Annotated in this window: 9 protein-coding genes and 3 pseudogenes; 6 read left to right on the top strand and 6 right to left on the bottom strand. The window is 68.0% G+C overall.

Features of this window, described 5'->3' with window-relative positions:
* Positions 1–220: 220 nt before the first annotated feature.
* Positions 221–1,038, top strand: a pseudogene (locus tag NEH16_RS00530) (IS5 family transposase); the annotation flags it as partial.
* Positions 1,039–1,061: 23 nt separating this feature from the next.
* On the opposite strand, the gene NEH16_RS00525 reads toward NEH16_RS00530, so the two are convergent.
* Entirely contained in the window at positions 1,062–1,406 is a 345-nt protein-coding gene (locus NEH16_RS00525; RefSeq protein WP_265538428.1) for a DUF2750 domain-containing protein, read from the bottom strand.
* On the opposite strand from NEH16_RS00525, the gene NEH16_RS00520 reads away from it, so the two are divergent.
* Positions 1,376–1,891, top strand: coding sequence for an IS5 family transposase (locus NEH16_RS00520; protein ID WP_374215688.1), 516 nt, complete (start codon positions 1,376–1,378; stop codon positions 1,889–1,891). The genes NEH16_RS00525 and NEH16_RS00520 overlap by 31 nt on opposite strands.
* On the opposite strand, the gene NEH16_RS00515 is transcribed toward NEH16_RS00520, so the two are convergent.
* Together NEH16_RS00515 and NEH16_RS00510 are read right to left on the bottom strand one after the other, a co-directional pair.
* Entirely contained in the window at positions 1,856–2,260 is a 405-nt protein-coding gene (locus NEH16_RS00515; protein ID WP_265538427.1) for a hypothetical protein, read from the bottom strand. The genes NEH16_RS00520 and NEH16_RS00515 overlap by 36 nt on opposite strands.
* Positions 2,261–2,325: 65 nt before the next feature.
* Positions 2,326–2,729: pseudogene (locus NEH16_RS00510) on the bottom strand (transposase); the annotation flags it as partial.
* An 82-nt stretch (positions 2,730–2,811) separates the two neighbouring features.
* On the opposite strand from NEH16_RS00510, the gene NEH16_RS00505 reads away from it, so the two are divergent.
* On the top strand, positions 2,812–3,009 hold the full coding sequence (locus NEH16_RS00505) for a hypothetical protein (protein ID WP_265538426.1): 198 nt from the start codon (positions 2,812–2,814) through the stop codon (positions 3,007–3,009).
* Between the two features lie 422 nt (positions 3,010–3,431).
* Here NEH16_RS00505 and NEH16_RS00500 read toward each other — a convergent pair whose 3' ends face one another.
* The 3 genes from NEH16_RS00500 to NEH16_RS00490 all read right to left on the bottom strand — a co-directional run bounded on the left by NEH16_RS00500 (position 3,432) and on the right by NEH16_RS00490 (position 6,699).
* Entirely contained in the window at positions 3,432–3,953 is a 522-nt protein-coding gene (locus NEH16_RS00500) for a hypothetical protein (RefSeq protein ID WP_265538425.1), read from the bottom strand.
* A 502-nt stretch (positions 3,954–4,455) separates the two neighbouring features.
* A complete protein-coding gene (locus tag NEH16_RS00495; protein ID WP_265538424.1) occupies positions 4,456–4,704 on the bottom strand; it encodes a DUF6207 family protein in 249 nt (82 codons plus the stop codon).
* Positions 4,705–4,851: 147 nt separating this feature from the next.
* Positions 4,852–6,699 carry a HEAT repeat domain-containing protein gene (locus tag NEH16_RS00490; protein WP_265538423.1) on the bottom strand — a complete coding sequence of 616 codons (1,848 nt, stop codon included), beginning with the start codon at positions 6,697–6,699 and terminating at the stop codon, positions 4,852–4,854.
* A gap of 309 nt (positions 6,700–7,008) precedes the next feature.
* Here NEH16_RS00490 and NEH16_RS33805 point away from each other — a divergent pair, with 309 nt between their 5' ends.
* From NEH16_RS33805 to NEH16_RS00480, 3 genes and pseudogenes are all read left to right on the top strand, one after another.
* The gene (locus NEH16_RS33805) at positions 7,009–7,641 is read left to right on the top strand and encodes an AlbA family DNA-binding domain-containing protein (protein ID WP_430523740.1); all 633 of its coding nucleotides are present in this window, start codon (positions 7,009–7,011) and stop codon (positions 7,639–7,641) included.
* Positions 7,530–8,159, top strand: a complete 630-nt coding sequence (locus tag NEH16_RS00485; RefSeq protein ID WP_265538422.1) for a hypothetical protein — start codon at positions 7,530–7,532, stop codon at positions 8,157–8,159. Before NEH16_RS33805 ends, NEH16_RS00485 begins: the two co-directional genes overlap by 112 nt.
* Before the next feature lie 814 nt (positions 8,160–8,973).
* Positions 8,974–13,226: pseudogene (locus NEH16_RS00480) on the top strand (LamG-like jellyroll fold domain-containing protein).
* Positions 13,227–13,244 lie beyond the last annotated feature (18 nt).

The following is a 13,244-nucleotide window of genomic DNA, read 5'->3' as shown; positions in this document are numbered from 1 at the left end:
ACGGCGGACAGCCGGCGTCAGCAGCTCGCGAGGTAGCCCAGCGGGGCAGACTTCTCCGCCGAGCCGACCGAGAGGCCGTAGGAGTACTTCACCTGCACCCAGGCGCGCACGCAGGCGCAGCGGTAGGCGCTGCGCGAGGATATCCAGGTGGCCGCATCCTGGTCGCCCTTAGCACTCCTAACAAAATGATCTTCTTGGTGGTTGGATCGCTCCGGAACCAATGATCCGGGGGTGTGAGGTGGCGCGTCCGAAGCCATGCGAAGTCGAGGACGAGCTGTGGGCGGTTTCGAGCCGCTGCTGCCCAGGGTCGAGCGAAGGACCCATCATCCGGGACGGAAGCGGCATCCGGACCGGCTGGTGTTCCAGGGCATCCTGTTCGTCCTGCACACCGGGATCACCTGGGAGCACTTGCCGCAGGAACTCGGGTCCGGATCCGGCATGACGTGCTGGCGCCGCCTGGCTGAGTGGACCGAGGCCGGCGTGTGGCCCCGGCTGCACGAGGTCCTCCTCGCCAAGCTCCGCAGCGCGAATGCCCTGGACTTCTCCCGGGCGGCGGTGGACGGCTCCCACACCCGGGCGTTAAAGGGGCTCCAAAACCGGACCAAGCCCTGTCGACAGAGGCAGAACCGGCAGCAAACATCATCTGATCACCGACGCAACCGGCATATCGCTCGCTGCCACCTTGACCGGCGGCAACCGCAACGACATCACTCAGCTCATCCCGCTCCTACAAGCCGTGCCGCCGGTGCGGGGCAAGCGCGGCCGGCCCAGGCGCCGCCCCAACGTGGTGCTCGGCGACTGCGGCTACGACCACGACAAGTACCGTCCCTGGTGTGGGATCTTGGTGTGAAACCGCTGATCGCCCGCCGCGGGACCGAGCACCGATCCGGCCTTGGCACCCAACGCTGGGTCGTCGAGCGAGCCTTCGCCCACCTGCACTGGTTTCGTCGCCTGCGGATCCGCTGGGAGATTCGCGACGACATCCACGAAGCCTTCCTCACCCTCGGATGCGCTCTCATCTGCTGGCGGCGGTTGCGCGCTCTGCCAAGCGATGCCGTGAGTCAGCCAGCCGCCGCCAGTCGGTTGTCAATCTCCATGGCGGTGAAACTCCAACCGACCAGGCGCGGCCCGCTCCAGTTAATGCCGATCACGAGTCCGTCCCGTGCGGCGTCGGGCAGAACGTGCTCACACCAGGCGTCCAACGGCATGGATTCAACCCGTAGCCCGTTTCCCCAGATCCGCGCTGCGCGTTGAGCGCGGGCCGCAGTCGACCAGAACGGAAGACTTCGCGTGCCGTCCGCGGAGAGGTGGGTCGGGCTTCCGTCGTCATTCTGGACAAGCCAGACCACTCGGCTCTGGCGGACATCTCGGAAGAATGCTGCCGCTTGCGAACCGCTCTGACTCATGGGCACCGAGCCTACCGGCCCTCACCACTCATTTCGTTAGGAGTTCTAAGCACCACCTGATCACGGACGCCACCGGCATCCCGCTCGCGGTCACCCTGACTGGTGGCAACCGCAACGACGTCACCCAGCTCATCCCGCTGCTCCAGGCAGTGCCGCCCGTGCGGGGCAGGCGCGGCCGACCCCGGCGCCGCCCGGACGTCGTGCTCGGTGACCGCGGCTACGACCACGACAAGTACCGCCGCCTCGTCCGCGCGCTCGGCGTGAAGCCACTGATCGCGCGACGCGGAACCGAACACGGCTCCGGACTCGGCAATCAACGCTCGGTTCTCGAGCGCGCCTCCGCCCACCTGCACTGGTTCCGTCGCCTGCGGATCCGCTGGGAGATCCGCGACGACATCCACGAAGCCTTCCTCACCCTGGGATGCGCACTCATCTGCTGGCGACGCCTGTCACAGCCGCCCCGATCCCTCGCCCTCTCGCAATAGCCATTCCCGGACCGAGGGAGCCTGGTTAAGGAGCTGTCTGACCTGCATTCCCTCTTCGCGTGAAGTCACCTTCGGCAGCGGGACGAAGTCGTCGGAGACCACGTCCAACCAGCTCACCACGCAGTCTCCCGTACACAGAGCCATCAGCAATTCCCACCGCACGTGATCGGGAACGTCAGAGCGGTGGGACAGGGTGTGCCACAAGGCCGGCCACAGGCAGTGGGTGCCGCCGGGCGCCACATTCGCCCGCGCCCACGTTGGATCCAACCGCTGGCTCAGGCCGAGGCCTTCCGCCCGCTCCTCCAGCCGGAACAACGAGGCCGAATCGATGACCTTCACCTCGCGCGGCAGCGGCCGCTCAACGTCCATCGCCCCATGCTCCCTGACAGCAACTTGCGTTGGGCAACCGACTCCAAAGAGTCATTCCGTTAGGAGTTCTTACTGCCCGTCCTGCCCCGGTCAACGGGGCTTCGTCCCGTCTTGGTGCCCCTTTTAGCGCCCGGATGTGGGAGCCGTCGACCGCCGCCCGGGAGAGGTCCAGGGCGTCCGCGCTGCGGAGCTTGGCCAAGAGCGCTTCGTGGAGCCGGGGCCACACGCCGGCTTCGGTCCACTCGGCCAAGCGTCGCCAGCACGTCATGCCCGAACCGAAGCCGAGTTCCTGCGGCAGGTGTTCCCAGGCGATCCCGGTATGCAGCACGAACAGGATGCCCTGAAACACCAGCCGGTCCGGATGACGTTTCCGCCCGGGATGACGAGTGCGACGTTCGATCTTCGGCAGCAGCGGCTCGATCACCGCCCACAGCTCGTCATCGACGTCCCACGGCTTCCGCCGAGCCACCCCACACCCCCAGATCGACCGCCCCGAAGTGATCCAACCACCTCAAAGATCATTCCGTTAGGAGTTCTTAGACGAGACGGCCGTGAGGATCCTGGAGAACTGGCTGGACGACCAGGAGGACCGGCAGCTCACCGACAAGGACGGCAACCCGCGGTACGCCGTCGTGATCTGGGAGAGGCGGGGGACCGAGCGCAGCAGCGAGCCGATCGCCTGGCCACCAGCGCCGAGGGCGAGATCTACGCGCCCGGGTACGCGCCCTGCGGAGTATCCGGCCGGCTGAGCGACGCCGACACCATCAAGCTTCAGAACCTGCCGTTCACCGACGGGATCTTCAGCTGGGACACCAGGATCTGATCTGAGGTGCCAACTGCCCGCCGGCCACGATGCACGGCCCGGCAACCAGCACCACGTCCAGCGCCTGACGGTCCAGGAATTCCGCCGTGGGACAAAGAGATCCTGTGGTGGGCGTTCTGGCTGGACCTGGACGTCTGCCGGGACGAGGCCGCCCTGTTCACCGCTCCCATGTGCGACAAGGAGGAGAGAGCCCCAAGGGCGGGGAGTGGAGCTGCATGCTGATCGCAGGCCACGACAGCTACGGCGATGACCGGCACGACTTGATGTAGCGCCAGGAGGAGCACGGGCCAGGCCGTCCGGCCAGGCCCTTTCCCGACCGTGGCGCACGCCCCGGCGTAATGCCCCCAGTCACAGCCCCTCCGCCAGCCGTTGGATCGTCCTCCAGCGCGGGGCGTCGTCATCCGGGTCGTCCGGAGACGCGAAGTGGAAAGGCACGCGAAGGTGGCCGGCCAGCGCCCGGCCGGCCTCGGCCGCGGCAACACCAGGAGGAGGGCCGTCAGATCGGTGGTAGACGGTCGCCAAGTGGCCTTCCCCAACGGGGGCGTCCAGGACCGCGACCAGGAGCACGAACCAGTCGTGCACCGTATCGCCGTCCCAGAGCGCCTCCACTGCCGCCACGCGGCCTGGGAGAGCCGCGGCGCGGGCTGCGAGCGAGGGGAGGTCCAGCGGATCGGGCGGGGTGGGTTGTACGCGGTCGCCCAGAGCCTCGTATCGCGCGTGGACCACCCGCTCGGCTTCGTGCAGGCCCACCCCCAACGGACGCAGCGCCTCCCAGACGGACCTGACCGCCGACAGTCGGCGGTCGCGCAGCACATCAGCATCGACCTCTCGGCAGGTCCGTTCCTCCAAGTAGGCCCACCAGCCGCTCACTGGGCCACCAGTCGGGATCTTCTCAAAGTGCGCGTCATGGGCTCGAACGTACGTCAGGGCTCGGTGCCCGCCCCGGGCACCTCCTTGGGGGTGCTGTCGAGTCTCGGGCTCTGGCACAACTTCCGTGGTGACGAGTAGAGGCTCGATGTCCGAGGCCGAAGCGTCCCGGGAACCGGCAGGTCAGGGGCTTGCCAAGAGGTAGACGGAGACCCGCTGGGCGTAGCTCCACAGAAGGGAAAGCGAGCCAGAACCGGTTCTCGCGAACAAAGCCAGGGCCGGCGTCCCAGGTGCCCATGTTTTTCCTCGCGCGATCGTCCGGGGATCGTGGCACTGGTCACTGACAGTGCGCTCAGGAGGCAAGCAGGACCCGCTTGCGCAGGAGGTTGAAGCCAGCGCGTTCGTGCATCTGCCGCGGGCAGACGTGATCGACCGCAACCGCACCGGCCCCGCCGCAAGGAAGCCCTCGCCGATCTGACAACCACGCGCAACGCGTGGCAGGACCTCACAGGGCGCCGCCCGCCGAAGTAACCCGACGCCCCTCACCCCCGGCCCCGGAGCGGCGGATGTCCGCGTACACCCGGCCCGTCACACCGGCCCGGCCCGGCACCCGCCGCACCGGGGCCGGGCCCGAGGTCGCCCAGCGCTCCTCCAACCGGGCCACCACCAGACGGAGCGTGTCCTTCTCGGCCGCGGTGATGTCCAGCACCACCAGGCCGGGCTCGCTGAGGTGCTGCTCGCTGATCTCTTTCATGCCGTCCCTGACGCCCAGCCGATGAGCACGATTCGTGCCCGTCTGATCCTTCGCCCATCCGGCGGACCGGGTGCGCGGCTCGGCTGCCGGGGCAATGGGCCCGTCCGCAGGCGGAGGCACTTCCGACACTTCCCGCAGGGGGTCTGCTCAGATGCGGGCCGTGACGGAGCGGCAGGCAGTCAGCAGGTCCTCGTCGTGGGGGATGCTGCGGAAGCGGCCGCTGCGGCGCAGGAGCGTGAGCTCTTTCCGGACCCGGGGGAGGGCCGGCCGGGCGGCCGGCCCCATGCGGTTCAGGCAGGCCAGGACGTGGTTGGACGTCGAGTCGTTCTCCGCCCACGCTGTCAGGAGCGTCTCCACGACGACGGACGCCTCGGCGGCGCCGGCGATATCCCAGAGAGCGGCCGCGGCGTAGACCCGGGTCCACTCGTAGCCCGCAGTCAGCATCTTCCGTAGACGCGGCAGAGCCGGTGCGGCAGCCGGCCCGATCCGCCCCAGGACGGCGGCTGCCTCGTCGGCCGCGTGGGTGTCAAGAAGCTCAACCAGCCTCGGCACGACGCCGGCCGCGTCGCCCTCAAGTTCCCACAGTGCCGCAGTCGCGGCCGCCCGGACGGTGACGTCCTGCGCGTCGGCCAGCGGGCGGACCACATCCAGGGCGAAGGCGGCCTCAGGGCCGAAGGAGGCGAGGGCCTTGAGGGCCGAGGCGGCCGTATGCCACTGCTCCTCACGCACGGCCACGGTCACGGAGCTGGCCAGTGCCGCTGCAGCCGCGGGGTCACCCAGCTCTCTCAGGGCGGACACCAGAGCATTGGCACTCATCGACTGCGACGCATCCGAGAAGTCCACCTCCGCCAGGAGTTTCGACAGCCTCGGCGTGAGATCACCGGCAGTCTCACCCAGGTGACCGGCCACCTGCACGGCACGCCAGGCGTCGGTGCCCCCGTCCAGCGCCTCCAGCACACAGTCCAGCGCCCGCAGATCCCCCAGAGACGCCAGCGCCCTGACGGCTTCCTGGTGAGCGCGGCGAATCAGCCGCTCCCGAGCCGCCCACACGCCCGGCCCGTGTTTCGCACGGGCCGCCTCGACATAAGCGGCGAGGGCCTCCCGGGCCAGCTCGCTCACCGGCACGAGCACTCCGAGTACCTCTGCCGCAGCAGCCGAGGTATACGGGTCCTCGGGCAGGAGACACCCCGCGATCAGCACCACCAGGCCGGTGTAATCCCCACGCCACTGGCCGATCAGCTTCCTCGCCATGCTGATCGCGTCGTAACGCACCCCAGGGTCCGCGCTGCACAACTGCTCGGTGAGCAACGCGGTGCGCTCCAGCACACGATTGTCCAACACCGTGTGAAACGACTCCAGCAGGGAACTCGTCGGCGCGTGCACCCGGCCGTAGCACTCCAGATCCTCGAACGCCGCAGCGACCTGCGGCGGCACCCCCGATGAAAGCGCCGTGCCCGCGGCAACATCGGGCTCCGTCTCGGCCCGACAGGGCGCATCGTCTTCCCCGCCGGTCTCCTTCGGCGCGATCTCCCGGATCAGCCCGACCGCCGCCGGCACAACAGCGTCACCGAGCTCCCCCGGAGTGCACCGGACCCGGTGCACGAGAGCAGCGAGCCGCACCTCGGGCACTTGTGCCGTGTCACCGGCCAGATCCTCCGGCCAGTCGGCGGCCGCACTGTGCACGGCCGCATCCCGCAGCGCCACCGTAGCCACCGCCCTCACGACGAGCAACCGCTGCACCATGCCGTTCCCGGGAAGCAGACTGCGCAGGACCTCCAAGGCGCGTGCACCGTCGGTGAGGAAAAGGCCCAGGCCCTCGATCGCGGGCCGCCGCACCTCCTCATCGGGGTGCATCACCCAGCGGACGAAGACCTCGTCGCGCTCACCTATCACCGCCAACGCCTCCATATGGGCTCTGGACTCGGTACCGTCCGGCATGAAGTACACCGCTTCGGGATCCCTATCCAGGCACTCTTGGCCGATGCTGAGCAGCAACTCGATGACCGAGCCCCGGTCAGGGGTCGCGGGGCGTCGGCCATCTCGAACAGGAACGGCAGGCTGGCCGCCGTGCACGGATAGACATCCCCCTGATGGTGCGCCGCACTGTAGAAGTCGCTGAAGGCCTCGTCCCGCACACCGGATTCCGGCGAGACCATCCCTCTCAGCCAGCCCGGAACATCGCTTGCCGGACCGTAAGCGTGGCTCATCGATGCCCAGTTCACGCCGTCGATTTCGGTGATCGTCATGCGGGACACTATGCCGAAGGGCACTGACACCACCTGAAGTCGCGCCTGGGCGCAACACATGGAAGAGGGAATCCCCTCGCTGGCCAGCGTCCTACCGGCGGTGACACACCTTTCCGGCGGGGAAGCAGGGGAAGCAGGGCCGGGGCCCGGCGCTGTCGGTGGCGGCCTCTACGCTGCCGGTTATGGCCCGCTCCTGGACACGGCTGCACGAGCATCTCGGTGCCGCCTTCGGCCCGCTGGACTCGACATGGTCCAGCGGGCCGCCGCCGACACCCTGGAGGAATCGGACGACCTCGACTGGAAGGAACAGCTGCCGCAACCGCCGCGGGACGGCCGCTGGAACGAACTGACCAAGGACATCGCCGCTATGGCCAATACCTGTGGCGGGCTGCTCATCTTCGGGGTGCAGGACAAGACCTGCCACCTCACCGGAATCGACCCCGGCCAGGTCAGCCCCCAGCAGTACCACCAGTGGATCCGCAACCGCGTCCAGCCCTACCTGCCCGACGCCACTTTCACCACCTTGACCTCTCCTGACGGCACAAAGAGCGTCCTGGTCTGTGAGTCCCCGCCAGCCCGATGGCCCCGCACTACGTCTACGGCACCGCGGACAAGGACAAGGACCAGCAAGCAGCCGTCGTCCCCTACCGGGACAAGGACCAGACCGGTTGGATGGCCGAACATCAGATAGAACGCGCCTACCGCGACCGCTTCACCCGCACCGAACGCGCCGATGAAGAAGCAGAACGCCTCCTCGGCCAGACCTGCGAGACCGTCTTCACTCAGCAGGCACAACCCGCAGCATGGTTCCTGGCCATCGCCCGCCCAGAGCGCCCCCTGCCCCGCACCGCACCCCGCCTCACCCGCGACGACACCCGCACCATCCTGCACACCGCTCGAAGCCGCTCCCAGCCCTCGCACCGCCCGCCCGGCCCCCTGGCAGACCTGCAGATCGTCTTCAACAACCCGCGCACCGGGCTGCGCCGCTGGGTGGTGCAGACACTGGGCCGACACCTGGGACGCGACATCCACGCCGAACTGCACCACGACGGCACCACCGTCCTCCTCGCCCGCGAACACCTCGTCGCCCCCGCCACACGGCTCCTTCTCGAAGCCGATGCTCACCTGGTCGTCCCCTCGTCGGTGTCCTGCCGGGGGAGCGGGGGCACACCCTCGAACTGGATACGGGGCACGTCGTGGCGCGCATAGGGGTCGACGACGTCGACGTCCGCGAACCTCTGGAGCTGAAGCAGCGCCGCCGCCTGCGCCGGGCCCTCCAGCCGGTAGGAGAGCTGGCTGTCCGTACTCGACAACCGAACGCGTACGCCCAGCGCCCGCTGCGGCCATCACCACCGCACCGCTCGCCACACGCACCCGGCACCCAAGAATCCGGCCAGCACCCACCACCAGCTGCTCCACACCATCCCCGCCCGCCCGCCAGCCAGCCAGTCCGGCCCGGCGGCGAAATCAGGCACCCCAGGCACAAGGACGCCGCCGGATGGAAACGTGACAGTGGATCCGAAGGAATTTGTCTACGGGTGGCATCCAGGACGAACTCGGCCTCCGTGGACCGAAGCCTTAGTAGGGGAACGGGAGTGCCGAACGCGCTTCCAGCGCTGGCGCGCCTGCTTCGGCTCGCGTCCTGGGGGCCAAGGCGCGGGACCGCGCCCACGCTCGTGTGGCCGTCAACGATGTCCAGGCCGACGGTCCCGCCCGCGACGAAAACGTCAACCCGTGTCAGCCGCAACGAGGGCGCGGGGCTGGGGCGGTCCGACGTTCTTTGCGTATGCGTGGCATCCATGCGCACTTCTTGCTGCGCTGACCGCACGGTTGTTTGTGACCGAGAACACGCGTGTTGATTACAACCTTTTCATTATGCAATGAAGATCACAGATGAACCTTCCCGGCGAATAGGCATATGGGGAGATTTTTCCCCGCCAGTGACAGTTGGTCAGTTCACTTAAGAACGACTTAAGTTCACGCTGCAAACAAAGGCACACGTTGTGAGCGGGGCGGGTAGAACATGCAAAGAAGGCGTCACAGACGGCAGCGCTGGTTGGGGGCGGCGCTCGTAGCCGTGCTCGGGGCTGGGGTGCTGCCGGGCCTGTCGATGGCGGTGGCCGTTCCGGCGGTGGCCGCGTCCGACGGGGCGTCCGCCGACGGCGGCGGTGCGTCGGCCGGAGCTGCTTCGGAGTCCGAGGCCTTGGCAGAGGCGAAGAAGTCGGGCAAGCCCGTCGAGGTGCTCGCCCAGCGCGGTGAGGCACGGGAGGTCTTCGCGACGGCGGACGGGAATCTGGAGGCGCGCGAGTACCTGCGTCCGGTCTGGACCCGGTCGGGCAAGAGCTGGAAGCACATCGACACCACCCTGGCGCGACAGGATGACGGTACGGTCGCCCCGGCCGCGACCACGGTGAATCTGGCGTTCTCCGGCGGCGGTGCCAAGACACCTCTGGTGCGCATGGAGCGAGCCGGCCGTGCGGCGAGCCTGACGTGGCCGGCGTCGCTGCCGGCTCCGGTATTGGACGGCGCGGTGGCGACCTATCCGTCGGTGCTGCCGGGCGTGGATCTGCGGATGACGGCGCAGGAGGACGGCTTCTCGCAGCTTCTGGTGGTCAAGACGGCCGAGGCAGCGCAGAGCGAGGAGCTGGCTGAGCTGCGGCTGAAGCTCGGTACCGAGGGCCTGGATGTCAAGGAGACCGACCAGGGCGGCCTGCAGGCGGTCGACCACGGCGCGGGCGGCACGGTTTTCGAGGCGCCGCAGCCGTTGATGTGGGACTCCAGCAAGGGCGATGCACCGGCCGCGAAGTCGCTGAGCGCCACGGTAGGCGACGCGAGTGAGGGGGAGCCGGCAGCGGCCGAGTCGGGGCAGCTGGCACCCGTTGGTGTGGAGGTCACCTCCGACGACGAGCTGGTGCTGACTCCGGACACCGGGGTACTCAAGGGGGCGGACACCACCTACCCCGTGTTCATCGACCCGCAGTGGTCCTCGCCGCGTGCGTCGGCGTGGACGATGGCGTCGAAGTACTGGGCGTCGTCGCCGCAGTGGAAGTTCAACGGCGACTCGGACTCCGGCATGGGCTACTGCAACTGGTCGTACTGCCAGCCCAATGACACCAAGCGCCTCTTCTACCGCATCCCGGTGTCCACGTTCGCGGGCAAGTCGATCCTGTCGGCCGAGTTCGTCGTGCACAACACCTGGTCCGCGTCCTGCTCGGCGCGTTCGGTGGAGCTGTGGGAGACGAAGGACATTTCCACGTCGACGACGTGGAACTCGCAGAACGCGTCGGGGTTCTGGGTCAAGCAGCTGGCCTCGGACTCATTCGCGTACGGCTACAGCGGCTGCTCGGCCAAGGACGCCGAGTTCAGTGTGAAGTCGGCCGTCCAGTCGGCGGCGAACGCACACGACTCCACGATGACGTTCGGTCTGCGGGCGGGCAGCGAGAGTGACGGCTATGGGTGGAAGCGGTTCTCTGACAAGGCCTTTCTGCGGGTGAAGTACAACCGTCCGCCCTCCCAGCTGAAGTCCTCTCAGCTGACGATGGAGTACGGCGGCACCTGCCAGCCCGCCTCGAAGCCCGCGCGGGTGCGAACCCTCGGCAGACTCACCGCGAACAACGTGACGGACCCAGACGGCGACAGCGTCTCGGTGCAGTTCCAGGCGCACTGGGATGGGGGCACGTGGAGCCCGGCCAGGACCAGTGCCAAGAAGTCAGGTTCCGACTTCACGATCAGCCTGCCTTCGTCGATTCCGACCAAGTCGGTCAACTGGTACGCCCGCGTCTATGACGGCGGGCAGTATTCACCGTGGTCGTACGCCGGTGATGCGGAGGCCTGCTACTTCGTATATGACACGTCGGTGCCCAAGGCTCCGGCCGTGTCATCGGGCCAGTACCCGCAGTCCGATCCGAAGGACCCGGACGACCCCTGGTATGACGGCGTGGGGCAATACGGGTCATTCACGATCGACTCTGCCAGTACGGACGTGACGTCGTACTGGTACGGCATCAACACCAACCCGTCCTCGAAGAACAAGATCACGACCTCGGGCGGGGCCGCCGAGATCGCGAAGGTGCTCCCCTCCAAGCCGGGCGTCAACTTCGTGACCGCGCAGGCCTTCGACTCTGCCGGCAACGGCAGCGAGATCCGGACCTACCAGTTCCGGGTGAAGGCGGGCCAGCCGGCCCGGGCCACCTGGCAGCTGGACGAGGCGGCGGGAGCGAGCGAGGCCAAGGGTTCCACCCCGGAGCGCGCGCTTGCCCTGCACGGCGGCGCGATCCCGGGCGTGACCGGGGCCGATGGCACGGCGGTGAAGTTCAACGGCACTGACGCCTACGCCTCCACCGATCTCTCGCCCGTCGACACGAGCAGGGGATTCGCGGTCTCGGCGTGGGTGAAGCTCGACAAGATCCCGACCGCGACCGCAGATGTCGCCCTCATCCCGGGCAACAATGCTCCCGGCATGGAGCTGTACTACTCCACCACATACGGCTGGTCGTTCAACCAGTACAAGTCCGACGACGCCTCCGCTGGTCTGGCGCGCGCCGATCAGGGTGACACCAGCAAGGTGAAGGCCGGGACTTGGACGCATCTGGTCGGCTCCTACTCCAATTCAGCGTCCACCCACGAGTTGCAGCTGTTCGTGGACGGTGTGCTGGCCGAGACGGTGCCCTACGACACGCCGTGGATCGCGCGGCGCGGCCTGCTGGTGGGTGGTAAGAACTTCACCGGCACGCCGAGCGCTCTCTTCCCGGGCACCATCGACGATCTGCAGATCTTCGACAAGCCGCTCGCTCAGGACGAGGTCGACAAGCTCAAGGCCAAGCAGAGCGTGGGCGACCCCGGCCGCCCCGCCATCGCCGTCTTCGACATGGACGACGCGGCCGATGCCACCGAGCTGAGCGGACACGGCGGCGTCCTGCCCGCCAAGTACAACGGCACGGTCACCACCGGCGTGGAGGGCATCGCGGGCAAGGCTGCCAAGTTCAACGGCACCAACGGCTACGCGAAGATCGGCCAGACCAGCGGCCCGCACGTCAACACCGAGCGCAGCTTCACGGTCTCGGCCTGGGCCAAGCTCGACAAGAAGCCGACCGGCGCCGCGGTGATCACCGCGCAGGCCGGCCAGGTGGCTCCTGGATTCGAGCTGTACTACTCGGCCGGATATGACCGGTGGGTGTTCAACCAGTACTCGTCCGACAGCGTCGACGCCAAGCCCATCCGCGCGATGCAGCCCGACGGCACCACCGCCCGGGTGGGGGAGTGGGTGCACCTGGTCGGCGTGCACGACGTCGTCGCCAACACCCTCACTCTGTACGTGAACGGGGCCAAGGTCGGCGCCACGACGTTGGAGGGGGCGTTCTACGCGAACCAGTCGATGTACATCGGGGCGTCGAACTACAGCGGAGCCATGGGCTCCTACTTCCCCGGCACCATCGACGACGTCCGAGTGATGGATAGGCCCGTCTCCGCCGAGGAGGTCGGGCAGATGTTCCGGCAGCGCCCGCTGGTCAAGGCCCGCTGGAACTTCGAGACCGTGTCCACTGGAAGCCCGGCCACCACCCCGGACTCCTCCGACAACGCCAACACGATGACCCTGGGGGGCAGGCCCAGCAGGGCATGGGCTGGATCGACTTCAACGGCCTGCAGCTGGACGGCGTGGACGACTACGCCACCGCGAACAGCCAGCCGCTGGACACGTCCTCCAGCTTCACCGTCACCGCATGGGCGCAGGCCGCGGCACTGCCCACCCAGAACGCGAGCGTGGTCTCCGCCGCAGGCACCTACACCAGCTCCTTCGACCTGCACTTCACCCCGGATGCCGCGAACGCGGACGGGATGGGCAGCTACAGCGCGGACATCCGCACCGAGGACACCGCCAAAGCCGACACCGACAGCGTCTCGAACACCGAGTTCTACGACGCACGAGACTGGAACCACCTGGCCCTGGTCTACGACGGCTTCGCCAAGGAGGCCCGCCTGTACGTCAACGGCGTGCTGCAGGAGACCGCCTGCACCGACGCCGACGGCAACGGTGACGCGGATGACACCTCCTGCCAGGACCTGATCGCCTGGGCCGACAACGTCCTGACGTTCAAGGCGGGCGGCACCCTGCAGGTCGGCCGCGCCAAGACGGCGGGCGCCTTCGGGCAGTACTTCCCCGGCGTCATCGACGACGTCTGGGCCTTCCAGGGGGCGCTGGACGACAGCCAGGTCCAGCAGCTGGCCGGAATGTACTTCGACATCCCCACCGACGTTCCTAGCGGTAACCAAGGCTGATCCACCAGCGTCGGGTGG

This window comes from Streptomyces drozdowiczii (assembly GCF_026167665.1).
Lineage (GTDB): Bacteria > Actinomycetota > Actinomycetes > Streptomycetales > Streptomycetaceae > Streptomyces > Streptomyces drozdowiczii_A.
Note: the sequence above shows the minus strand (reverse complement) of the source record. Positions and strands in the feature narration are given on the sequence as shown.